This is a genomic window from Pseudomonas sp. NY15364 (assembly GCF_048068235.1).
Classification (GTDB): Bacteria; Pseudomonadota; Gammaproteobacteria; order Pseudomonadales; family Pseudomonadaceae; genus Aquipseudomonas; species Aquipseudomonas mendocina_D.
In genome coordinates this window covers 84954-107132 of the sequence record NZ_JBLUPX010000015.1, presented here as the reverse complement: position 1 = coordinate 107132, position 22179 = coordinate 84954, and the positions used below count along the sequence as shown (strand labels likewise).

At 61.5% G+C, this 22179-nt stretch carries 19 protein-coding genes; 13 read left to right on the top strand and 6 right to left on the bottom strand.

From position 1 onward, the window contains the following. Positions 1-214 precede the first annotated feature (214 nt). The 3 genes from ACNFCJ_RS14455 to clpB all read left to right on the top strand — a co-directional run bounded on the left by ACNFCJ_RS14455 (position 215) and on the right by clpB (position 4266). The gene (locus ACNFCJ_RS14455; RefSeq protein WP_106735368.1) at positions 215-700 is read left to right on the top strand and encodes a glutathione peroxidase; all 486 of its coding nucleotides are present in this window, start codon (positions 215-217) and stop codon (positions 698-700) included. 134 nt (positions 701-834) lie between these two features. After that, positions 835-1572, top strand: a complete 738-nt coding sequence (locus ACNFCJ_RS14450) for a nitroreductase family protein (protein WP_416772008.1) — start codon at positions 835-837, stop codon at positions 1570-1572. Between the two features lie 129 nt (positions 1573-1701). After that, the gene (gene clpB, locus ACNFCJ_RS14445) at positions 1702-4266 is read left to right on the top strand and encodes an ATP-dependent chaperone ClpB (protein ID WP_416772006.1); all 2565 of its coding nucleotides are present in this window, start codon (positions 1702-1704) and stop codon (positions 4264-4266) included. Positions 4267-4566: 300 nt separating this feature from the next. Here the strand turns inward: clpB and dld are convergent, their stop codons facing one another. The 3 genes from dld to ACNFCJ_RS14430 all read right to left on the bottom strand — a co-directional run bounded on the left by dld (position 4567) and on the right by ACNFCJ_RS14430 (position 9199). Continuing rightward, on the bottom strand, positions 4567-6279 hold the full coding sequence (gene dld / locus ACNFCJ_RS14440; protein ID WP_416772005.1) for a D-lactate dehydrogenase: 1713 nt from the start codon (positions 6277-6279) through the stop codon (positions 4567-4569). A gap of 4 nt (positions 6280-6283) precedes the next feature. Continuing rightward, positions 6284-7423 (bottom strand): FMN-dependent L-lactate dehydrogenase LldD, encoded by a 1140-nt coding sequence (gene lldD / locus ACNFCJ_RS14435; protein WP_004424458.1) that lies wholly within the window; start codon positions 7421-7423, stop codon positions 6284-6286. An 84-nt stretch (positions 7424-7507) separates the two neighbouring features. Continuing rightward, positions 7508-9199: an L-lactate permease gene (locus ACNFCJ_RS14430; RefSeq protein ID WP_179574425.1), complete on the bottom strand. Its 1692-nt coding sequence runs from the start codon at positions 9197-9199 to the stop codon at positions 7508-7510. 295 nt (positions 9200-9494) lie between these two features. On the opposite strand from ACNFCJ_RS14430, the gene ACNFCJ_RS14425 reads away from it, so the two are divergent. Beyond that, on the top strand, positions 9495-10262 hold the full coding sequence (locus ACNFCJ_RS14425; RefSeq protein WP_416772004.1) for an FCD domain-containing protein: 768 nt from the start codon (positions 9495-9497) through the stop codon (positions 10260-10262). A 52-nt stretch (positions 10263-10314) separates the two neighbouring features. On the opposite strand, the gene smpB is transcribed toward ACNFCJ_RS14425, so the two are convergent. Continuing rightward, positions 10315-10797 carry an SsrA-binding protein SmpB gene (gene smpB / locus ACNFCJ_RS14420; RefSeq protein WP_099526116.1) on the bottom strand — a complete coding sequence of 161 codons (483 nt, stop codon included), beginning with the start codon at positions 10795-10797 and terminating at the stop codon, positions 10315-10317. Between the two features lie 127 nt (positions 10798-10924). Between smpB and ACNFCJ_RS14415 the strand changes: the two genes are divergently transcribed. Genes ACNFCJ_RS14415 through ACNFCJ_RS14405 form a run of 3 tightly spaced genes read left to right on the top strand, consistent with a single transcriptional unit; the run spans position 10925 to position 13076 of the window. After that, positions 10925-12328 (top strand): sodium-dependent transporter, encoded by a 1404-nt coding sequence (locus ACNFCJ_RS14415; protein ID WP_416772001.1) that lies wholly within the window; start codon positions 10925-10927, stop codon positions 12326-12328. Continuing rightward, positions 12329-12763, top strand: a complete 435-nt coding sequence (locus ACNFCJ_RS14410) for a type II toxin-antitoxin system RatA family toxin (RefSeq protein ID WP_055987035.1) — start codon at positions 12329-12331, stop codon at positions 12761-12763. Further along, positions 12756-13076: an RnfH family protein gene (locus tag ACNFCJ_RS14405; RefSeq protein ID WP_106735375.1), complete on the top strand. Its 321-nt coding sequence runs from the start codon at positions 12756-12758 to the stop codon at positions 13074-13076. Before ACNFCJ_RS14410 ends, ACNFCJ_RS14405 begins: the two co-directional genes overlap by 8 nt. Positions 13077-13155: 79 nt before the next feature. Here the strand turns inward: ACNFCJ_RS14405 and ACNFCJ_RS14400 are convergent, their stop codons facing one another. After that, on the bottom strand, positions 13156-13674 hold the full coding sequence (locus ACNFCJ_RS14400) for an outer membrane protein assembly factor BamE (RefSeq protein WP_099526113.1): 519 nt from the start codon (positions 13672-13674) through the stop codon (positions 13156-13158). Between the two features lie 94 nt (positions 13675-13768). Here ACNFCJ_RS14400 and fur point away from each other — a divergent pair, with 94 nt between their 5' ends. Then, entirely contained in the window at positions 13769-14173 is a 405-nt protein-coding gene (fur, locus tag ACNFCJ_RS14395) for a ferric iron uptake transcriptional regulator (RefSeq protein ID WP_003240531.1), read from the top strand. Positions 14174-14278: 105 nt separating this feature from the next. On the opposite strand, the gene recN is transcribed toward fur, so the two are convergent. Further along, positions 14279-15955, bottom strand: a complete 1677-nt coding sequence (gene recN / locus ACNFCJ_RS14390; protein ID WP_416772000.1) for a DNA repair protein RecN — start codon at positions 15953-15955, stop codon at positions 14279-14281. A 158-nt stretch (positions 15956-16113) separates the two neighbouring features. Here recN and grpE point away from each other — a divergent pair, with 158 nt between their 5' ends. The 5 genes from grpE (at position 16114) to carA (ending at position 22152) form a co-directional block, all read left to right on the top strand. Next, the gene (gene grpE, locus ACNFCJ_RS14385; RefSeq protein ID WP_256832978.1) at positions 16114-16683 is read left to right on the top strand and encodes a nucleotide exchange factor GrpE; all 570 of its coding nucleotides are present in this window, start codon (positions 16114-16116) and stop codon (positions 16681-16683) included. A 99-nt stretch (positions 16684-16782) separates the two neighbouring features. Next, the gene (dnaK, locus tag ACNFCJ_RS14380) at positions 16783-18699 is read left to right on the top strand and encodes a molecular chaperone DnaK (RefSeq protein WP_416771999.1); all 1917 of its coding nucleotides are present in this window, start codon (positions 16783-16785) and stop codon (positions 18697-18699) included. A gap of 135 nt (positions 18700-18834) precedes the next feature. Further along, the gene (gene dnaJ / locus ACNFCJ_RS14375; protein WP_416771998.1) at positions 18835-19962 is read left to right on the top strand and encodes a molecular chaperone DnaJ; all 1128 of its coding nucleotides are present in this window, start codon (positions 18835-18837) and stop codon (positions 19960-19962) included. Between the two features lie 47 nt (positions 19963-20009). Continuing rightward, the gene (gene dapB / locus ACNFCJ_RS14370; protein ID WP_416771997.1) at positions 20010-20813 is read left to right on the top strand and encodes a 4-hydroxy-tetrahydrodipicolinate reductase; all 804 of its coding nucleotides are present in this window, start codon (positions 20010-20012) and stop codon (positions 20811-20813) included. 190 nt (positions 20814-21003) lie between these two features. Next, entirely contained in the window at positions 21004-22152 is a 1149-nt protein-coding gene (gene carA, locus ACNFCJ_RS14365) for a glutamine-hydrolyzing carbamoyl-phosphate synthase small subunit (RefSeq protein WP_416771996.1), read from the top strand. Positions 22153-22179 lie beyond the last annotated feature (27 nt).

Here is a 22179-nt window from a genome sequence, read left to right as displayed (position 1 = left end):
CTACCTCATCGCCGTGAGGATCGCAGTTATCCGCGAGCGGTCAAACCCAAGCCGTCCAAGTATCCGACCAGAAATAAAAATGCCAGTCAGCTTAACTGACTGGCATTAGCCTCAGGGCGCCTTTTTCATGCATGGCGGTCTGTGCGCTTGCAGCCGCTTCGAGGATTTACCGGGCCGTGCGCCCGTTGCACTGAATTCGCTGAGGAAGTTCGTCATGAGTGCTTTTCACGATCTCAATCTGCGTGCGTTGGACGGTCAGGAACTGCCGTTGGCGCCCTACAAGGGCCAAGTAGTGCTAGTGGTCAACGTCGCCTCCAAGTGCGGCCTGACCCCTCAATACGCCGGGCTGGAAAAACTCTATCAACAGTACAAGGGCAATGGTTTCACCGTGCTTGGTGTGCCGTGCAACCAGTTCGCCGGCCAGGAGCCTGGCAGCGAGGACGAGATCCGTTCGTTCTGCAGCCTCAACTACGGCGTGAGCTTTCCGCTGGGCAGCAAACTGGAGGTCAACGGCCCTGCTCGTCACCCGCTCTATCGCCTGCTGGCCGGTGAGGGAGCCGAGTTTCCCGGTGATATCACCTGGAACTTCGAGAAATTTCTGGTCGGCCAGGACGGTCGTGTGCTGGCGCGTTTCTCTCCGCGTACCACGCCGGACGATCCGGCCTTGATCCAGGCCATCGAAAAAGCCCTGGGCCTCTGAAGTAGCAACGCCTGCGCTCGCTATTCTGGGCGCAGGTGAGGCTAATCGGCCAAATTCCCGGCCATTTCCCCTTGCCCCCTTGTTCTCATCGTCATCCGCTTGCTTAATCGGCCGACCTGCCGAGGAGTACGCCCATGACCAGCTTTCCCCACGAGCAACCGCCTGCCATGGCCTCACCAGGCGAGCTGCGTGCACTGATCGAAAGTCGCCGTTCAGTGCGCCGTTTCACCCCTGAGCTGGTGCCGGACGCGGTGATCCGCGATTGCCTGGAACTGGCCGTGCTGGCGCCTAGCTCCTGCAACCTGCAGCCCTGGAGCTTCCAGGTGATTCGCGACCCGGCGCTGCTGGCGCAGCTGCACCCGGTCTGCATGAGCCAGAACGCTGCGCGTGCGCCCTTGATTATTGCCGTGCTGGCGCGCCCGGACACCTGGCGTCAGGCCTGCCGTAACGTCATCGATTACTGGCCGGAGGCCGAGGTGCCGGCGCGTATCCGCAGCTTCTACAGCAAGACCGCGCCGTTCCAGTACAACCAGGGGCCGTTGGGGCTGCTGGGCCTGTTCAAGCGCCAACTGGTGCGGCTGATGGGGTTACGCAAGCCGCTGATGCGCAAGCCCAACAGCAAGGCCGATATGCGCCTGTGGGCGGTGAAGTCGACGGCGCTGGCGGCAGAAAATCTGATGCTCGCTTTCCAGAGTCACGGCTATGCCACCTGTCCGATGGAGGGCTTCGACGAGCCGCGTTTGCGTCGTGTGCTGGATATCCCGCGCCAGGCCATCCCCATCATGCTGCTGGCCGTTGGGCGTCAGGGCGAGAAGGGTGTGTACAACCCGCGCCTGCGCTTTCCGCTGGAACAGCACGTCACCTGGCGGTAACCAGGTTTGACTTGGATCAAATCGCCTTGTCTTGAATACGGCGTAATCGTCCTTATCTTGTCTGCATCTGAGCGAGTTTCTTTTTTCGGGGAAGTTGTCCCGGCTCGCCATCCTGGAGGAAGGACATTTATGCGTATCGATCGTTTGACCAGCAAGCTGCAACTTGCACTCTCCGATGCTCAATCCCTGGCGGTGGGCATGGATCATGCCGCCATCGAGCCGCTGCACTTGATGCAGGCGCTGCTCGAGCAACAGGGCGGTTCGATCAAGCCGCTGCTGATGCAGGTCGGTTTCGACATCAATAGCCTGCGTCAGGGGCTGACCCGTGAACTGGATCAACTTGGCAAGCTGCAGAACCCCACGGGCGACATCAACCTGTCGCAGGACTTGGCACGTCTGCTCAACCAGGCCGACCGCCTGGCACAGCAGAAGGGCGACCAGTTCATTTCCAGCGAGCTGGTGTTGCTCGCCGCCATGGACGAGAGCAGCAAGCTAGGCAAGCTGCTGCTCGGTCAGGGTGTATCGAAGAAAGCCCTGGAGAATGCCATCGCCAACCTGCGCGGCGGTCAGGCCGTCAACGACCCTAATGTCGAGGAGTCGCGGCAGGCGCTGGACAAGTACACCGTCGACCTGACCAAGCGCGCCGAAGAAGGCAAGCTCGACCCGGTGATCGGCCGTGACGACGAGATTCGCCGCACCATCCAGGTGTTGCAGCGCCGGACCAAGAACAACCCGGTGCTGATCGGCGAGCCTGGCGTCGGCAAGACCGCCATCGCCGAAGGCCTGGCCCAGCGCATCATCAACGGCGAAGTGCCGGATGGCCTGAAGGACAAGCGCCTGCTGTCGCTGGACATGGGGGCACTGATCGCCGGTGCCAAGTTCCGCGGCGAGTTCGAAGAGCGTCTGAAGGCGGTGCTCAACGAACTGGGTAAGCAGGAAGGGCGCATCATCCTGTTCATCGACGAGCTGCACACCATGGTCGGCGCCGGTAAGGCCGAGGGCGCCATGGACGCTGGCAACATGCTCAAGCCGGCCCTGGCTCGTGGGGAGCTGCACTGTGTGGGCGCGACTACCCTGGATGAGTACCGCCAGTTCATCGAGAAGGACGCCGCGCTGGAGCGCCGCTTCCAGAAAGTACTGGTGGACGAGCCGAGCGAGGAAGACACCATCGCCATCCTGCGTGGCCTGAAAGAGCGCTACGAGGTGCACCACGGTGTGACCATCACCGACGGTGCGATCATCGCCGCGGCCAAGCTCAGCCATCGCTACATCACCGACCGCCAGTTGCCGGACAAGGCCATCGACCTGATCGACGAGGCGGCCAGTCGCATCCGCATGGAGATCGATTCCAAGCCGGAGGAGCTCGATCGCCTGGATCGTCGTCTGATCCAGCTGAAAATCGAGCGCGAGGCGCTGAAGAAGGAAGACGACGAGGCGACCAAGAAGCGCCTGGTCAAGCTGGAAGAAGACATCGCCAAGCTGGAGAAGGAATACGCCGACCTGGAAGAAATCTGGAAGTCGGAAAAGGCCGAGGTGCAGGGTTCGGCGCAGATCCAGCAGAAGATCGAGCAGGCCAAGACCGAGCTTGAGGCTGCGCGGCGCAAGGGCGATCTCAACCGCATGGCCGAACTGCAGTACGGCATCATTCCGGATCTGGAGCGCAGCCTGCAGATGGTCGATGCGCACGGCAAGAGCGAGAACCAGCTGCTGCGCAACAAGGTCACTGACGAGGAAATCGCCGAGGTGGTGTCCAAGTGGACGGGCATTCCGGTGAGCAAGATGCTCGAAGGCGAGCGCGAGAAACTGCTGAAGATGGAAGGCCTGCTGCACCAGCGGGTGATCGGCCAGAACGAGGCGGTGGTCGCTGTTTCCAACGCAGTGCGCCGTTCGCGTGCCGGTCTGGCTGACCCGAACCGTCCGAGTGGTTCGTTCCTCTTCCTCGGCCCGACCGGGGTGGGCAAGACCGAGTTGTGCAAGGCGCTGGCCGAGTTCCTCTTCGACACCGAGGAGGCGCTGGTGCGCATCGATATGTCCGAGTTCATGGAGAAGCACAGCGTTGCCCGCTTGATTGGTGCACCGCCCGGCTACGTGGGTTACGAAGAGGGCGGTTATCTGACCGAGGCCGTGCGCCGCAAACCCTATTCGGTGGTGCTGATGGACGAAGTCGAGAAAGCGCACCCGGATGTGTTCAACGTGTTGCTGCAGGTGCTGGAGGACGGTCGCCTGACCGACAGCCATGGCCGCACCGTGGACTTCAAGAACACCGTGATCGTGATGACCTCCAACCTCGGCTCGGCGCAGATTCAGGAGTTGGTCGGCGACAAGGAAGCGCAGCGCGCGGCGGTGATGGATGCGGTGAGCAGCCACTTCCGTCCCGAGTTCATCAACCGTATCGACGAAGTGGTGGTATTCGAGCCGCTGGGCCGTGAGCAGATCGCCGGCATCGCCGAGATCCAGTTGCAGCGTCTGCGTGGCCGTCTGGCTGAGCGTGAGCTGACTCTGGAGCTGACGCCGGAGGCGCTCGACAAGCTGATCGCCGTCGGTTACGACCCGGTGTATGGCGCACGTCCGCTCAAGCGTGCGATCCAGCGCTGGATCGAGAACCCGCTGGCGCAGCAGATACTCTCTGGCGATTTCGCCCCGGGGGCGGTAGTGCATGCCAAGGTCGATGGCGAAGAGATCGTATTCGCCTGATCGAGTGTCGCGTTAAAACAAAGGCCCGCCAAATCGGCGGGCCTTTGCTTTTGTAGTCGTAGGGAAAAGGGGAGAACTCGTAGGGCGTACTCGGCTTTGGCTTCCTGCGTCGCTCTACCTCCTGCATCCATGCAGTCGTCGCGAAGCAGTACGCCGGTCGTTGTGCTGCCAGGCCTGGCATGGCCCGGCGGGCTACTCGCTACGCTCGTGAGGCCGCCCTACGCTAATCCGTAGGAGCGGCTTCAGCCGCGATTTTCCTCGTTCGAGTCTGAAGCCGCTCCTGCATAAAGGTTCAGAGTCTTAGCAGCAATTGCCCCAATGCTTCTTCTTCGAGGTATGGCCGATGCCGGGGTTGAAGGTGTTGGTCGGGTCGAGCTCGCGGTAGAACCCGGCCAGCGCCGGCTTGGCCACGTACAGATGGCCAACGTTGTGCTCGGCCGGGTACTCGGCGCGGCGTTCGTCCAGCAGCTTCCACATACGGTGTTCCATCTCGATCGGGTCGACGCCTTTCTTGACGATGTAGTCCTGGTGGAACACATGGCAGAAGAAGTGCCCGTAGTAGAGCTTGTGGATGATCTGCTCTTCCATCTCCTGCGGCAGCGTCTCGACCCATTCACGGTCGTTACGGCGCAGAGCGATGTCCAGGGCGAGGATGTCCTCGACACTGCTGCGGTACGACTCGCGGTAGCGGATCGCCGCGCCGGCCACGGCGAAGCGATGCAGGAAGGCTTTGCGCCCCTCATCGGCATCGCACTCGAAATAGGCACCGCTGTCACTGCCAGTGAAATACTCGGTCAGGAAGCTGCGGGTCTGTTCCAGCGTGTCGTTGGAAACGCGCACCAGCAGGTGATGCTCGAAACGGTCACGGTACTCGCGCATGCGTTGCGGTAGGTGGCTGGGCAGCAGGTTCATCAGGGCCTGGATCACCTTGTCGGTCACGCCACGCAGGCCGAAGCGCTCGAAGAAACCGTCCACGCGGCTCTTCATGGCGAAGGCGGCCGGCACCTTGGACGTGCCGAATTTGTCGATCACCAGGAAGGTGTCCTTGCCGTACTTCTCGCCGATGTCGAATGCCGTGCGATGGATGTATTCCCCGGCAATCGGCAGGCGTGGCAGCTTGGCCAGCAGGTGGCGGCGCACTTCGGTGAGATCGTGCGGGTCGTTGCTGCCGATGTAGAACACCGTGCTCGGCTCTTTCGGGAAGGTGTCCAGGCGCACGGCGAACAGGCACAGCTTGCCAGCCGAACCGGAGGCTTCGAACAGGCGCGACGGGTCGGCGTTGAAGCGCGCGGGGGTGTCGGCGTCGATGTCGCGCACATGTTCGCCGTAGCGCGCATCGGAGGCCTTGGCGGTGTCCTCGTTGCGTACCTGCTGCGGTGTGTAGTCGCCGTTCTGCAGGCGGGTGAGAATTTCCTCCGGATCGTCGCCCAGTTCGATGCCAAGATGGTTGACCAGCTCCAACGAGCCGTCATCCTTTACCTGAGCGTATAGCGCCAGCTCGGTGTAGGCCGGGCCGCGACGCACCAAGGCGCCACCGGAGTTGTTGCAGATACCGCCGAGTACCGAGGCGCCGATGCAGGACGAGCCGATCACCGAATGCGGTTCGCGATTCAGTGGCGCCAAGGCCTGTTCCAGGCGATCCAGGGTCGCGCCCGGTAGGCACACCACCTGCTGACCATCGTTGATCAGTTGTACACCGGTGATGCGCAGGGTGTTGATCAACACGATCTCGCGGTCGTAGTCATCGCCATCGGGAGTCGAGCCGCCGGTCAGGCCGGTGTTGGCCGCCTGCATGATGACAATGCGGTCGGCCGCTACTGCCGCCTGCAGGATGCGCCACTGCTCCAGCAAGGAGCCTGGGCGCACCACCGCCAGCACGTTGCCTTCACCCGTACGGTGGCCCTTGCGGAAACGCCGTGTTGCTTGTTCGTCGGTCAGCACGTGGCTGCTGCCGACGATCTGGCGCATCTGCGCCAGCAGGGCGTCACGGGTGATGGAGGCGGCAGCAGTCATTGGCTCAACGCTCCTTTACCAGTAGATCCGGAGTGATTTCGGCGATGGACTTGGCGCCGGTCAGCACCATGGCCACGCGCATTTCCTTCTCGATCAGATCGAGAAGGTTGCTCACACCGGCGCCACCGGCTGCTGCCAGGGCGTAGATGAAGGCGCGACCGAGCAGCACGGTGTCGGCACCCAGGGCCAGCATGCGTACCACATCGAGACCGGTACGGATGCCAGAGTCGGCGAGGATTTTCAGCTCGCCCTTGACCGCGTCGGCGATGGCCGGCAGCGCCCGGGCGCTGGACAGCACGCCGTCGAGCTGACGTCCGCCGTGGTTGGAAACGATGATGCCGTCGGCGCCGAAGGTCACCGCGTCGCGGGCATCTTCAGGGTCGAGGATGCCTTTGATCACCATCGGGCCGTCCCAGAAGTCGCGAATCCATTCCAGATCCTTCCAGGAAATCGACGGGTCGAAGTTGGCGCCCAGCCAGCCGATGTAGTCGGCCAGACCGGTGGGGTTGCCGCGATAAGCTGAGATGTTGCCCAGGTCGTGCGGCTTACCCAGCAGGCCGACATCCCAGGCCCACTGCGGATGGGTCATGGCCTGCAACATGCGTCGAAACGGAGCGTTCGGGCCGCTCATGCCGGAGTGGGCATCGCGATAGCGCGCACCGGGTACGGGCATATCGACGGTGAACACCAGGGTCGAGCAACCGGCCGCCTTGGCGCGCTCCAGGGCATTCTTCATGAAGCCGCGATCCTTCAGCACGTAGAGCTGGAACCACATGGGCCGGTCGATGGCTGGCGCGACTTCCTCGATCGGGCACACCGAAACGGTGGACAGCGTAAAGGGAATACCTTTGGCTGCTGCGGCCTTGGCCGCCTGCACTTCACCGCGCCGGGCATACATGCCGGTCAGGCCGACCGGAGCCAGGGCAACAGGCATGGACAGCTGTTCGCCGAACAGCTCGGTGGACAGGCTCAGGTCGGACATGTTCTTCAGCACCCGCTGGCGCAGTGCGATGTCCGACAGGTCGGCAACGTTACGGCGCAGGGTGTGCTCGGCGTAGGCGCCGCCGTCGATGTAATGGAACAGGAAGGGCGGCAGCTTGCGCTGGGCCGCGGCGCGGTAGTCGGTGGAGGCAGAAATGATCATGGGCTCATCCTGTTACTAAAAAGAGAAAGCGTAGCCTGACGGAAAATGCCCCGACAGGGTCGGGGCGCTTTCGTGTGACGAGGTTCAGTGCACCAGCGGGTCAGTCACACCCAGTACGTAGATCGCGACCATCGCGATGATGCCGGTAAACAGCAGGTAGTACAGCGTCGGCCAGATGGTCTTGCGCAGGGTACTGCCTTCGCGGCCGAGCAGGCCAACGGTAGCCGAGGCTGCAACCACGTTATGGATCGCCACCATGTTGCCGGCGGCGGCACCCACGGCCTGGACCGCGACGATCAGCGCGCTGGAAATACCCAGGCTGCTGGCCACGCCGAATTGGAACTGACTGAACATCATGTTGCTGACGGTGTTGGAGCCAGCGATGAAGGCGCCCAGGGCACCGATGCTCGGGGCCAGTAGCGGATAGATGCCGCCAACGCTGTCGGCCACCCAGCGCGCCATGAGGATCGGCATGCTGGCCAGTTCTGCACCATTCACGCCGGAGTTGATCAGGATGCGCACCATCGGCACGGTGAACAGCAGCACGAAACCGGCGCTGAGCAATACGCTGGATGACTCTTTCACCGCCTTGCCCAGGTCACGCGCCTTCATGCCATGCAGGAAGAACGTGGCCATAACCACCGCGACCAGAATGCCGCCCGGTAGGTACAAGGGTTGGAAGTTGGCGCTGACGCCGGCTTCGCCGAGCAGGTCGGGGAAGTTCACCACCACGGCCTTCAGCGCGTTGCCTACTTCCGGGAACACTCGGCTGATCACCAGCAGGGCGCCGACCAGCACATAGGGCAGCCAGGCGCGCAGTGCGCTCATCGGTTTGGCGGTCAGTTCGTCCAGCTTCATCTCGACGGTGCCCAGCCATTCGCTCGGCCATTTGTCCGCCGGGGCGAAGTCCCAGGTCTTTTTCGGCACCAGGAAGCCGAAGCGGGCGGCGCTGGTGACGATGGCCAGGCCGATCAGGCCGCCCAGCAGCGATGGGAATTCCGGGCCGAGAAAGACGCCGGTGAAGACGTACGGCACGACGAAGGCCAGTCCGGCGAAAATCGCGAACGGCAGCACTTCCAGACCGGCTTTCCAGCTTTTCTCCTGACCGAAGAAGCGGGTCAGCATCATTGCCATGATGACCGGCATGACCACGCCTACGGTGGCATGGATGATTGCCACTTCACTGGTGATCAACTGCAGGAACTGCGCCCAGGACGAACCCTGCTCGACCAGCTGCGCACCGATGGTGGCAGTGTCCAGACCGGTATTGAGGCCGACGATGATCGGCGTACCGACGGCGCCGAAGGAGACCGGCGTGCTTTGTACCAGCATGCCCATCAACACGGCGGCCATGGCCGGAAAACCGATGGCAACCAGCAGCGGGGCCGCGATGGCGGCCGGCGTACCGAAGCCCGAGGCGCCCTCGATGAAGCAGCCGAACAACCAGGCGATGATGATGGCCTGGATGCGGCGGTCAGGACTGATGGTGGTGAAGCCGGCACGGATGGCGGTGATACCACCAGAGTGCTTGAGGGTGTTCAGCAGCAGGATGGCGCCGAAAATGATCCACAGCAGGCCGAGAGTGATCAACAAGCCTTGCAGGGTGGAGGCCAGGACACGATTGAGGGTCATGTCCCAGGCGAACAGACCGACGGCGGCAGTCACTAGGTAGACCAGAGGCATGGCGTGTTTGGCCGGCCAGCGCAGGCCGATCAGCAGAACGGCGGCAAGCAGAATCGGCGAGAACGCCAGCAGGGCGAGAATTCCGTTGGACATTGGGTCTTACTCCACACGAGCGCGCAGCGGGCGCGGCAGGGATGAGGCGTGATCGAGCAGGCTTGCAGCGCGTAGGGCTGTCATGGCGTGACCTCGATGGTTTGTTGTTCTTGTTGGTTAAATTGGTAATACCAATTTACAGTTAAGCGAGGTCAGGTTAAAAGTTGCTCAATTGACTGTCAAATCGAGTGGCTAAGACTTTGGTCGTAGAGTGCCTGCTTGTTCAGCGAAAGGGCGCGCTATAGGCTTGCCTCCTGAGGCTTTCGGCCTGGTCAAACCAATGGAGATGTGGGTGATGGAAGTAGGTCAGGTGCGGCAGCGTCGTCTCTCCGATGACATCGTCGCGCAACTGGAAACCATGATTCTCGAAGGTACCTTGCGTGCCGGTGAGAGGCTGCCCGCAGAACGTGCGCTGGCCGAGCAGTTCGGCGTGTCTCGTCCGTCCCTGCGTGAAGCGATCCAGAAACTGGTGGCCAAGGGGCTGCTGATCAGTCGCCAGGGTGGCGGTAACTATGTCGCTGAATCGCTTGGCTCGACCTTCAGCGACCCGCTACTGCAGCTGCTGGAGCACAAGAAAGATGCTCAGCGTGACCTGCTGGAATTCCGCCATACGCTGGAAGGCTCCTGCGCCTACTACGCGGCCAGGCGCGCCACCGATATAGACCGGCAGCGCCTCACCGAAGCGTTCGAAGCCTTGCAGGATTGCTACGCGCGAGTCGGCAAGGTGACTCGTGCCGAGGAGGGGGCGGCCGATGCGCGCTTTCACCTGGCGATTGCCGAGGCCAGTCATAACGCGGTGCTGCTGCACACCATCCGTGGTCTGTTCGACTTGCTCAAGCGCAACGTGGTGACCAACATCGGCGGCATGTATGCCCAGCGTGAGGAGACCCGCGACATGTTGATCGGGCAGCACCGCGAGTTGTACCAGGCGATCATCGAAGGTCGTGCGGAGGATGCTCGCGAGGTTTCCAACCAGCACATCGACTATGTGCAGGAGGTGCTCTCGGAAGTGCAGCTGGAAGCCCAGCGTGTGGCGCGTGCGCAGCGCCGGCTAGGCCTGTAAGAAACAACGAGCCCAGGCGATCGATCATCACCCGGGCTACGAAGTGAGATGTTCAGTCTTCCTTGCCCTTGCTGCGCATCGCGCGCTGAACTTCGCGGTCAGCGTCACGTTCCTTCTCGGTGTGGCGCTTGTCGAAGTCTTTCTTGCCCTTGGCCAGGGCAATTTCGCATTTGACCAGATGCTGCTTCCAGTACAGCGACAGTGCCACGGCGGTGTAGCCCTTCTGCTGTACTGAGCCAAACAGCTTTTCCAGCTCGCGCTTGTTCAGCAGCAGTTTGCGAGTGCGGGTCGGGTCGGCGATGACGTGCGTACTGGCGGTTTTCAGGGGTGCGATGTGGCAACCCATCAGCCAGGCTTCATCGTCCTTGAGCAGCACGTAGCTGTCGACCAGCTGTGCCTTGCCGGCACGCAGGCTCTTCACTTCCCAGCCGGACAGCACCAGGCCGGCCTCGAACTTGTGTTCGATGAAGTAGTCATGCAGCGCCTTTTTGTTCAGCGCGATGGTGCCTTGAGGATGTTTCTTTTGCTTAGCCATAGGGCGCGCATTATAGGGAGTCGTCCGCGCCTGCGCTATGGGGCGTTACCGAGCCAAACTTGAGCCCATGCCGCTAATCTCCGACAATGTGCGATCTTTTTTCCCGCAGTATGGGGTCTTGGCCGTAATGGCGAGCGACAAAGTTTCGATTCACGGTGCCTGGGCCAGTCGCTGGGTATTCATTCTGGCGGCGACCGGCTCGGCAGTCGGTCTCGGCAATATCTGGAAATTCCCCTATATGACAGGGGTCTATGGCGGCGGTGCGTTCGTCGTCATGTACCTGTTCTGCATTGCCCTGGTGGGTGTGCCGATCATGCTGGCAGAAACCATGATCGGCCGCCGCGGCCGGCAGAGCCCGGTCAATGCGATGAAGAGTCTGGCGATCGAAGCTGGAGCCTCCAAGCACTGGTCGCTGGCTGCGCTGATGGGGATGGTCGCCGCGCTACTGATTCTGTCCTTCTACAGTGTGGTGGCTGGTTGGTCGCTGGATTACATCATCGGTATGGGCCGTGGCGACTTCACCGGTATCAGCGCCGATGGCGCAGGAGCGGCGTTCGGCGGTCTGACTTCCGACCCGTGGCGCCTGACCTTGTGGCACAGCCTGTTCATGCTGGGGACCGGCTTCGTCATCGCCAAGGGCGTGGTGGCAGGCCTGGAGCGCAGCCTGCGCATAATGATGCCGCTGCTGTTCGTGCTGCTGCTGGTGCTGCTGGGTTACAGCTTCACCACCGGACATTTCCGCGAAGGTTTCGATTTCCTCTTTCATTTCGATCCGAGCAAGGTGCAGGACGGCATCCTCGCCGCCATGGGCCATGCGTTCTTTACCCTGAGCGTGGGTGTCGGCTCGATCATGGTCTACGGCGCCTATATGCCGAAGAAGGCTTCGATCGGCGCCACGGTACTGACCGTTGGTGTGCTCGATACCCTGGTGGCGTTGACGGCGGGCCTGGCCCTGTTCCCCATCGTCTTTGCCGCCGGTCTGGAGCCGGGTGGTGGCCCGGGGCTGATGTTCGTCACGCTGCCGATTGCCTTCGGCAATATCGCCTTTGGTCAGGTGATGGGGTTGATCTTCTTCGTACTGGTGGCCGTGGCAGCATGGAGCTCCTCAATTTCCATGCTGGAGCCGGCCGTGGCCTACTTCGTCGAGAAAACCGGGCGCAGTCGCGCGCAGGTAACCGCCGCACTGGCGCTGCTGTGCTGGCTGGTGGGGATGGGTACGGTGCTGTCGTTCAACCTCTGGGCTGAAGCCAAGTTCTTCGTTTTCGCCGAGGATGGTTTCCATCTGCTGCAGTGGGGCGCCGAAGGCGGCAAGACCTTCTTCGACAGCATCGATTACCTCACCAGCCGTATCCTGCTGCCGCTGGGCGGTCTGGCTTTCGCCATGTTCGCCGGTTGGGTGTTGAGCCGTGACGCCGTGCGTGACGAGCTGTCCATCAAAAGCCCGCTGCTGTTCAATCTGGCCCTCTGGCTGATTCGCGTCGTGGCGCCAATCGGCGTCCTGATCGTTTTCATCGCGGAGCTGAGCAAGTAAATGGCTACTCGAATTCAGCGTTCGGCGTTACTGCCTTATCCGGCGCAGGCACTGTTTGATCTCGTCAACGATGTTGCCGGTTACCCGCAGTTTCTGCCCTGGTGCCGCGCCAGTGAGGTATTGGAGGTCAGCGAGACGCATATGCTGGCCAGCCTCGAAGTGGCCAAGGGCAGCATCGGTCAGCGCTTCGTCACGCGCAATGTGCTTCAGCCAGGGCAGCGTATCGAGATGAATCTGCAGGAAGGACCTTTCACCAGTCTCCATGGCGTCTGGGAGTTCAAGGCGCTGGGTGACAAGGCCTGCAAGATCAGCCTGGACCTGACCTTCGACTACGCTGGGCCGCTGGTGCGTGCCACGCTGGGGCCGCTGTTCAATCAGGCGGCCAATACCATGGTCGATGCCTTCTGCCAGCGAGCCAAGCAGTTGTATGGATAAGCCCAGTATTGCCATCGAAGTGGTCTACGCCCTTGCCGAGCGGCAGAAGCTGCTGCGCTTGTCCGTACCGGCCGGCACCACGGTGCGCGAGGCCGCACTGCGTTCAGGTATGCAGCAGTTCTTTCCGGAACTGGATCTGAGCCAGGCGCCGCTGGGCATTTTTGGCAAGGCGGTAGGCAAACCGGAAGAGCGAGTGCTGGAGGAGGGTGAGCGCGTCGAGATCTATCGGCCGCTGATCGCCGACCCGAAGGAAGTACGCAAACAGCGTGCGGCCAAAGCCAAGGCCAGGGAAGAGGGCGAAGAACCGGCGTGATGATGGCGCGTCGGTAGGCTAGCCAGGCGCCAGATGTGAAAAAGCCCGGATTCGATCCGGGCTTTTTCGTGTTCGCGTATTACTGCGGATTGGTGTCCAGCGGCTCAGGTGTCGGTACCGGGACGGTTTCGACCTGATCCACCTCGCGCTGGATCTGCTCCAGCAACGAGCCGGGCGCTGGCGGCGTTTCATCCTGTGGTTTGGCTTGCGGCTGGGCACTGCTGGTGTCGCCGCCTTCGCCCATGATCGCCTGGTCACGGCTTACGCCGGGCATGAAGTCGCCGGCCAGGCCAACCAGTTGATCGCTGCCGTCGAACACCAGGCTGACGCGTTCCTGCAGGCGCTGACGGCCGCCAGGTTGGATGCTGTACAGATAATCCCAGCGATCGGCATGGAAGGTGTCGGTGATCAGCGGGTTACCCATGATAAACCGCACTTGGCGTCGGGTCATTCCCGGGCGCAGCTGGTCTATCATGTCCTGTGTCACGACATTGCCCTGTTGAATGTCGATCTTGTAAACCCCGGGGAATGAACAACCGGCGAGTGCGAAGAGCCCGGTCAGCGACAGGCTGGTCAGCAAGAGCTTGGTTTTTTGCATCGGAGGGTGACTTCCACTATCTTGGGCAACTTGAACCCCGGATCATACCCGTATTGAAGGGTGCTGCGAAGCAGCATCCATGAGAAAGCAGACCATGGTTGAAAATAACGAACTGCGCAAAGCTGGACTGAAGGTGACTCTGCCACGAGTCAAAATCCTGCAAATGCTGGATAACGCCGAGCACCGCCACATGAGTGCGGAGGATGTCTACAAAGCGCTGATGGAGGCCGGTGAAGACGTCGGCCTGGCCACCGTATACCGCGTGTTGACTCAGTTCGAGGCCGCTGGCCTGGTGGTGCGTCACAACTTCGATGGCGGCCATGCCGTATTCGAGCTGGCTGATAGCGGCCATCACGACCATATGGTCTGCGTCGACTCAGGTGAAGTGATCGAGTTCTTCGACGCCGAGATCGAGAAGCGCCAGAAAGAGATCGTCAAGGAGCACGGTTTCGAGCTGGTTGACCACAACCTGGTGCTGTACGTGCGCAAGAAGAGCTGATTCTTCTGCGGCAATCAATAAGGCGACCCGCGGGTCGCCTTTTTGCTTTGTCATGGTCCGGTTGTAATTGGGGGGCTTCCGGATTGCGTCCGCGCTAAGCGTGTCTCACGCCGCCTGGGCGCTGGTGACCATCTTGCGCGCATGAGCCAGGGATTCCTCGGTCAGGTCGACGCCACCGAGCATGCGGGCGATCTCTTCGACGCGGCCGCTCTCGTCCAGCTTGCTCACTGCGGTAGAGGTGGCGTCTTCGTCGCGGCGTTTGTGCACGAACAGGTGCTGGTGGCCCTGTGCTGCGACTTGCGGCAAGTGGGTGACGCACAGCACCTGGCCACGTTCGCCGAGGCGGCGTAACAGCTGGCCGACCACTTCTGCGGTTGGGCCGCCGATACCGACGTCCACTTCGTCGAATACCAGGGTCGGTACGCGCGAGGTCTGTGCGGTGATCACCTGAATCGCCAGGCTGATGCGTGACAGTTCACCGCCAGATGCCACCTTTGCCAGGCCGCGTAGCGGCTGACCAGGGTTGGCGCTGACCAGAAATTCCACTGTCTCCAGGCCGCTTGCGTGTGGTTCTTCGCTGCTCATGGCTTGGAGTTGAATATTGAAGCGCCCGCCGGGCATGCCCAGAGCCTGCATTTCCTGCTCTACGGCTGCGGCCAGGCGCTCGGCAGCATTGCTGCGCAGTGTGCTGAGCTCGGCTGCTTTCTCCTGGTAGTGGCGCTCATAAGCCGCCAGCTCCTCGGCCAGGCGTTCGTTGGCCTGATCGTCGGCATTCAGGCCTTCGAGCTCATCGAACAACTGCTGCTGCAAAGCGGCCAGTTCGGCTGGTTGAATACGGTGCTTGCGGGCCAGGGTGTAGATGGTGTCCAGGCGCTCTTCGAGAAACTGCTGACGCTCTGGGTCGGCGTCGAAGTGATCGAGGAAGCGGTTCAGCTCGCCGACTGCTTCCTCTACCTGGATCTGCGCGCTGGCCAGCAAGTTGCTGGCTTCGCTCAAGGTGCCACCCTGACCGCCAAAGGCGCCCAGGCGGTTGAGGCTGGCGGTCAGCGCCGACAGCACGTTGCCGGCATCGCTTTCGCTACACAAATCGAGCACTTGGCGACAGGCCGCGAGCAGCGCTTCAGCATTGCTCAGCGCCTTGTGCTCCTGTTCCAGCTGTTCCAGCTCGTTGTCGCCCAGCGCCAGATTTTCCAGCTCTTCCAGTTGATAACTGAGCAACTGGTGGCGGGCGCGCTGCTCGTCGCTCTGGCTGGAGATGCGCTCAAGTTCGTTGCGCGTCTGCTTCCAGCGCTGCGCGGCGAGTTGCACCTGGCGCGCGAGGTCCTGGCTGCCGGCGTATTCGTCGAGCAGGCGACGGTGGGTGTCGGTCTTGAGCAGCGACTGATGTTCGTGCTGGCTGTGGATATCGATGATCAGTTCGCCAAGGGCCTTGAGATCGGCCTGCGGGCAGGGGCTGCCATTGATATAGCCGCGCGAGCGGCCCTCGGCGGTGATCACCCGGCGCAGGATGCACGGGCCGTCGCTGTCCAGGTCGCGCTCGGCAAGCCAGGTGCGGGCTTCGGGAATGTCCGCCAGGTCAAAGCTGGCGAGAATGTCCGCCTTGTCACTGCCTGGGCGCACCACACCGCTGTCAGCACGATCACCCAGGCACAGGCCGAGGGCGTCGAGCATGATCGACTTGCCGGCACCGGTCTCGCCGCTGATGGCGCTCATGCCGGCATCCAGCTCGAGATCCAGGTGGTCGACGATGGCGTAGTTGTGAATGGACAGGTGCACCAGCATGGCGAACGCTCCCGAATTGATGTCTGGTTATTTATACAGTGTTTTTTCTTTTCCTGGCAATCCTCGTCTATCGCCCCTTGAAAGCTGTGGAATTGACTCCATATAGGCGGCAGGAGCGCGAGCCGGTATCGCGCCAGTTTTTTCGAGAGGAGAAAGGCATGGCTGACGAACAGACCCTGGATACGCAGAATCCCGAAGCGCAGGCAGCGGATGCTGTGGCGCCGAGTGACGATCTGGCTGCTCGCGTGCAAACGCTGGAAGAGCAACTGGCCGCTGCGCAGGATCAGTCGCTGCGCATGGCTGCCGACCTACAAAACGTGCGTCGCCGCGCAGAGCAGGATGTGGAAAAGGCGCACAAGTTTGCGCTGGAAAAATTTGCCGGCGACCTGCTGCCGGTAATCGACAGCCTGGAGCGTGGCCTGGAGCTGTCCAGCCCTGACGATGTATCGATCAAGGCCGTACGTGAAGGTATGCAGCTGACCCTCAAGTTGTTCCACGACACGCTGGCTCGCTACAACCTGGAAGCCATCGACCCGCACGGTGCGCCGTTCAACCCGGAGCACCACCAGGCCATGGCCATGGAAGAGAGCATTCATGCCGAGCCTAATTCGGTGCTCAAGGTGTTCCAGAAGGGCTATCTGCTCAACGGTCGCCTGCTGCGCCCGGCCATGGTCGTGGTCAGCAAGGCACCAACCACGCCGCCGCCGAGTATCGATGAGCAGGCTTGAAATCAGCTGTAGCGACCCCATTTTTAAGTCAAGCGTTTTAGTGCTGCCGGCGCCTGAGAAACGAGGCGACGGAAAAATCAAAGTTTCGGGAGAATATTCATGGGCAAAATTATCGGTATCGACCTGGGGACTACCAACTCCTGTGTCTCCATTCTGGAAAACGGCAACGTCAAGGTAATCGAGAACGCCGAAGGCGCTCGTACCACGCCGTCCATTATTGCTTATGCCAATGACGGTGAAATCCTCGTTGGTCAGTCGGCCAAGCGTCAGGCGGTGACCAATCCGCACAACACGCTGTATGCGGTGAAGCGTCTGATCGGCCGTCGTTTCGACGAAGAAGTCGTGCAGAAAGACATTCAGATGGTGCCGTACAAGATCGCCAAGGCGGACAACGGTGACGCCTGGGTCGAAGTGAACGGCCAGAAGATGGCACCGCCGCAAATCTCGGCTGAAATTCTCAAGAAGATGAAGAAGACCGCCGAAGACTATCTCGGCGAAGCGGTCACCGAGGCGGTAATCACCGTCCCGGCTTACTTCAACGACAGCCAGCGTCAGGCTACAAAGGATGCTGGTCGTATCGCCGGTCTGGACGTCAAGCGCATCATCAACGAGCCGACTGCGGCTGCGCTGGCCTACGGGATGGACAAAGCCAAGGGCGACCACACCGTGATCGTCTATGACCTGGGTGGCGGTACCTTCGACGTGTCGGTGATCGAGATCGCTGAAGTCGATGGCGAGCACCAGTTCGAAGTGTTGGCTACCAACGGCGACACCTTCCTCGGTGGTGAGGACTTCGACATTCGTCTGATCGATTACCTCGTCGACGAATTCAAGAAAGAAACCGGCATGAACCTCAAGGGTGACCCGCTGGCCATGCAGCGCCTGAAGGAAGCCGCCGAGAAGGCCAAGATCGAGCTGTCCTCGAGCCAGCAGACCGACGTCAACCTGCCGTATATCACTGCAGATGCCACCGGTCCGAAGCACCTGAACGTGAAGATCTCCCGCTCCAAGCTGGAGTCGCTGGTCGAGGATCTGGTGCAGCGCACCATCGAGCCTTGCCGTATCGCGCTGAAAGATGCTGGTGTCGACGTCGGCTCTATCAACGATGTGATTCTGGTCGGTGGTCAGACCCGTATGCCGCTGGTGCAGAAGTTGGTGACCGAGTTCTTCGGCAAGGAACCGCGCAAGGACGTCAACCCGGACGAAGCCGTTGCCATGGGCGCAGCCATTCAGGGCGCCGTTCTGGCTGGTGACGTCAAGGACGTTCTGCTGCTCGACGTGTCCCCGCTGACCCTGGGTATCGAAACCATGGGCGGCGTGATGACTGCGCTGATCGAGAAGAACACCACCATCCCGACCAAGAAGTCGCAGGTGTTCTCCACTGCTGATGACAACCAGAGCGCCGTGACCATTCACGTGCTGCAAGGTGAGCGCAAGCAGGCCGCGCAGAACAAGTCGCTGGGCAAGTTCGACCTGGCCGAGATTCCGCCGGCGCCGCGTGGCGTGCCGCAGATCGAAGTGACCTTCGATATCGACGCCAACGGAATCCTGCACGTGTCCGCCAAGGACAAGGCCACTGGCAAGCAGCAGTCCATCGTGATCAAGGCCAACTCCGGTCTGTCCGATGAGGAAATCGAGCGTATGGTGCGTGACGCCGAGGCCAATGCCGAGGAAGACCGCAAGTTCGAAGAGCTGGCCACGGCACGTAACCAGGGCGATCAGTTGGTGCACGCCACTCGCAAGATGCTCACTGAAGCAGGCGACAAGGCCACTGCCGACGAGAAGGCGGCCATCGAGAAAGCCATTGGCGAACTGGAAGTGGCCGTGAAGGGTGACGACAAGGCTGCCATCGAAGCCAAGATGAACGCACTGTCCGAAGCCACCACGCCGCTGGCGCAGAAGATGTACGCCGAGCAGCCGCAAGGCGGTGCTGCCCAGGCTGACGCTGGCGACGCCAAGGATGCCGGTGACGACGTGGTCGACGCTGAGTTCGAAGAGGTCAAGGAGAACAAGTAAGGGATGCGGCCTGCTCGGCGGGCCGCCTCTTCTTTACGCTCCACCGTCGCTCGCGACGGGCAGGATTCGCCGCGCGGGAGCCTTCTCCCGCGTCGGCGTATCTGGAGCTCACGAATCTGAGAGTGCAGCACAACTATGGCAAAACGTGACTATTACGAGATCCTGGGGGTCGAGCGCGGTGCTAGCGAAGCCGAGCTGAAGAAGGCCTATCGGCGCCTGGCGATGAAATATCACCCGGACCGCAACCCAGACGACAAAGACGCCGAAGAGAAATTCAAGGAGGCCAACGAGGCCTACGAAGTACTTTCTGATGCGGCCAAGCGTTCGGCTTACGACCAATACGGCCACGCCGGGGTCGACCCGCAAATGGGTGGCGGTGGTGGCGCTGGTTTCGGCGGCGCCAACTTCTCCGATATCTTCGGGGATGTGTTCAGCGACTTCTTCGGCGGTGCTCGCGGCGGTTCGCGTGGCGGCGCCCAGCGCGGCTCGGATCTGCGCTACACCCTTGAGCTGGATCTGGAAGAAGCGGTACGCGGCACCACCGTGACCATCCGCGTGCCGACCCTGGTCGGTTGCAAGACCTGCGATGGCTCGGGTGCCAAGAAGGGTACCAGCCCGGTCACCTGTACCACGTGCGGTGGCATCGGTCAGGTGCGCATGCAGCAGGGTTTCTTCTCCGTACAGCAGACCTGTCCGCGCTGTCATGGCAGCGGCAAGATGATCTCCGACCCGTGCGGCAGCTGTCATGGCCAGGGGCGCGTGGAAGAGAGCAAGACCCTGTCGGTCAAAGTGCCGTCAGGTGTCGATACCGGTGACCGCATTCGCCTGTCTGGCGAGGGCGAGGCCGGCACCCATGGCGGTCCGGCCGGTGACCTGTATGTGGTGGTCAACGTCCGTGAGCATGCGATCTTCCAGCGTGACGGCAAGCATCTGTACTGCGAAGTGCCGATCAGCTTTGCCGATGCGGCGCTGGGTGGCGAGCTGGAAGTGCCGACCCTCGATGGTCGGGTCAAGCTGAAGATCCCGGAAGGTACTCAGACCGGCAAGCTCTTCCGCCTGCGTGGCAAGGGCGTGGCACCTGTGCGTGGTGGTGCGGCTGGTGATCTGATGTGCCGGGTGGCGGTGGAAACGCCGGTCAACCTGAACAAGCGTCAGCGCGAGCTGCTCGAGGAGTTCCGCAAGTCGCTGCAGGGTGACGATTCCCACTCGCCCAAGGCCAGTGGCTGGTTCGAAGGCGTGAAGCGCTTCTTCGGCGACGTTTAATCGCAACGCGCCCTGGTGATGCCGGGGCGACAGCTTGGAGCTGATGTATGCAACGTATTGCAGTGATGGGCGCCGCCGGGCGTATGGGCAAGACCCTGATCGAGGCCGTCAATCAGGCCGAGGGTGCCAAACTCAGTGCCGCCATCGACCGTGCTGACAGCAGCCTGATCGGTGCAGATGCTGGTGAGCTGGTCGGTCTGGGCAAGATCGGGGTAACCCTGGCAGGCGACCTGAGTGCCGTGATCGATGACTTCGACGTGCTGATTGACTTCACTCACCCGTCGGTGACGCTGAAGAACCTGGAGGCCTGCCGTCAGGCGGGCAAGGCCATGGTCATCGGCACCACCGGCTTCACTGTCGAGGAAAAGCAGCAACTGAGCGAAGCGGCCAAGCAGATTCCGATCGTTTTCGCCGCCAACTTCAGCGTCGGCGTCAACCTGTGCCTGAAGTTGCTCGATACCGCAGCTCGCGTATTGGGTGATGACGTGGATATCGAGATCATCGAAGCCCACCACCGGCACAAGGTCGATGCGCCCTCCGGCACCGCGCTGCGCATGGGCGAAGTAGTTGCCGATGCATTGGGGCGTGATCTGCAGAAGGTTGCCGTCTACGGTCGTGAAGGTCAGACCGGTGCGCGTGAGCGTGAAACCATTGGTTTCGCCACCGTGCGTGCCGGTGATGTGGTGGGTGATCACACCGTGTTGTTCGCCGCCGACGGCGAGCGCGTAGAGATCACGCACAAGGCCTCCAGCCGCATGACTTTCGCCAAGGGCGCAGTGCGTTCTGCACTGTGGCTGCAGCAGCGTTCGCCGGCGCTGTACGACATGCAGGACGTGTTGGGCCTGCGTTGATGCGAATGTGTGACTGAGGTGTCTTATCGGGTGGACCGAAAAAGGGTTTTCCTGTAAGCTTCCTGTTTTAGTGTGTCCACTAAAAGTTACGCAGAATGGCTCAAATAAAAAAGCGGGATGACCTTCACACGTCATCCCGCTTTTTTACAACCTGCGTTTGCTTCAAGCCTTGATCGAGACGGAGGTCTTCTTGACTAAGCCAGCCCCCAAACCTGCCATTTTGGCCCTTGCTGACGGCAGCATTTTTCGCGGCGATTCCATCGGGGCCGATGGCCAGACGATTGGAGAGGTGGTGTTCAACACCGCCATGACCGGCTATCAGGAAATCCTTACCGATCCATCCTATGCCCAGCAGATCGTTACCCTGACTTACCCGCACATCGGTAACACCGGCACCACGCCGGAAGATGCCGAGTCCAACCGCGTATGGGCCGCTGGCCTGATCATTCGTGACCTGCCGCTGATCTCCAGCAACTGGCGCGACAAGCAGCCGCTGGACGAGTACCTGAAAGCCAACGGCACCGTCGCCATCGCCGGTATCGATACTCGCCGCCTGACTCGCATCCTGCGCGAGAAGGGTTCGCAGAACGGCTGCATCCTGGTCGGTGATGACGCCACCGAAGAGAAAGCACTGGAGCTGGCGCGTAGCTTCCCGGGTCTCAAGGGTATGGATCTGGCCAAGGTGGTCAGCTGCACCGAGCGCTACGAGTGGCGCGAAAGCACCTGGAATCTGAAGGACGACAGCCATCCGGAAATCCCGGCCAGCGAGCTGCCTTACCACGTGGTTGCCTATGACTACGGTGTGAAGCTGAACATCCTGCGCATGCTGGTCGAGCGTGGCTGCCGCCTGACCGTGGTGCCGGCGCAAACTCCTGCCAGCGACGTGCTGGCGCTCAATCCTGACGGCGTGTTCCTCTCCAACGGTCCTGGCGATCCCGAACCGTGCGACTACGCGATCAAGGCGATCAAGGAAGTCCTGGAAACCGATATCCCGGTATTCGGCATCTGCCTCGGCCACCAGTTGCTGGCCCTGGCCTCCGGCGCCAAGACCCTGAAAATGGGTCATGGCCATCACGGTGCCAACCACCCGGTACAGGATCTCGACAGCGGCGTGGTGATGATCACCAGCCAGAACCACGGTTTTGCCGTGGACGAAAGCAGCCTGCCGAGCAATGTGCGTCCGATCCACAAGTCGCTGTTCGACGGCACCCTGCAGGGCATCGAGCGTACCGACAAGGACGCCTTCAGCTTCCAGGGGCACCCCGAAGCGAGCCCCGGCCCGCACGACGTGGCGCCGCTGTTCGACCGCTTCATCGAAGCCATGGCCAAGCGCCGTTAAGCCCCGCCGACTGACCCAAGGATTCGA

What these genes read in the sequence shown, in the direction of transcription:
- ACNFCJ_RS14455 (WP_106735368.1), top strand. Translation starts at nt 215, where the DNA reads ATGAGTGCTTTTCACGATCTCAATCTGCGTGCGTTGGACGGTCAGGAA.
- ACNFCJ_RS14450 (WP_416772008.1), top strand. Translation starts at nt 835, where the DNA reads ATGACCAGCTTTCCCCACGAGCAACCGCCTGCCATGGCCTCACCAGGC.
- clpB (WP_416772006.1), top strand. Translation starts at nt 1,702, where the DNA reads ATGCGTATCGATCGTTTGACCAGCAAGCTGCAACTTGCACTCTCCGAT.
- dld (WP_416772005.1), bottom strand. Translation starts at nt 6,279, where the DNA reads ATGACTGCTGCCGCCTCCATCACCCGTGACGCCCTGCTGGCGCAGATG.
- lldD (WP_004424458.1), bottom strand. Translation starts at nt 7,423, where the DNA reads ATGATCATTTCTGCCTCCACCGACTACCGCGCCGCGGCCCAGCGCAAG.
- ACNFCJ_RS14430 (WP_179574425.1), bottom strand. Translation starts at nt 9,199, where the DNA reads ATGTCCAACGGAATTCTCGCCCTGCTGGCGTTCTCGCCGATTCTGCTT.
- ACNFCJ_RS14425 (WP_416772004.1), top strand. Translation starts at nt 9,495, where the DNA reads ATGGAAGTAGGTCAGGTGCGGCAGCGTCGTCTCTCCGATGACATCGTC.
- smpB (WP_099526116.1), bottom strand. Translation starts at nt 10,797, where the DNA reads ATGGCTAAGCAAAAGAAACATCCTCAAGGCACCATCGCGCTGAACAAA.
- ACNFCJ_RS14415 (WP_416772001.1), top strand. Translation starts at nt 10,925, where the DNA reads ATGGCGAGCGACAAAGTTTCGATTCACGGTGCCTGGGCCAGTCGCTGG.
- ACNFCJ_RS14410 (WP_055987035.1), top strand. Translation starts at nt 12,329, where the DNA reads ATGGCTACTCGAATTCAGCGTTCGGCGTTACTGCCTTATCCGGCGCAG.
- ACNFCJ_RS14405 (WP_106735375.1), top strand. Translation starts at nt 12,756, where the DNA reads ATGGATAAGCCCAGTATTGCCATCGAAGTGGTCTACGCCCTTGCCGAG.
- ACNFCJ_RS14400 (WP_099526113.1), bottom strand. Translation starts at nt 13,674, where the DNA reads ATGCAAAAAACCAAGCTCTTGCTGACCAGCCTGTCGCTGACCGGGCTC.
- fur (WP_003240531.1), top strand. Translation starts at nt 13,769, where the DNA reads ATGGTTGAAAATAACGAACTGCGCAAAGCTGGACTGAAGGTGACTCTG.
- recN (WP_416772000.1), bottom strand. Translation starts at nt 15,955, where the DNA reads ATGCTGGTGCACCTGTCCATTCACAACTACGCCATCGTCGACCACCTG.
- grpE (WP_256832978.1), top strand. Translation starts at nt 16,114, where the DNA reads ATGGCTGACGAACAGACCCTGGATACGCAGAATCCCGAAGCGCAGGCA.
- dnaK (WP_416771999.1), top strand. Translation starts at nt 16,783, where the DNA reads ATGGGCAAAATTATCGGTATCGACCTGGGGACTACCAACTCCTGTGTC.
- dnaJ (WP_416771998.1), top strand. Translation starts at nt 18,835, where the DNA reads ATGGCAAAACGTGACTATTACGAGATCCTGGGGGTCGAGCGCGGTGCT.
- dapB (WP_416771997.1), top strand. Translation starts at nt 20,010, where the DNA reads ATGCAACGTATTGCAGTGATGGGCGCCGCCGGGCGTATGGGCAAGACC.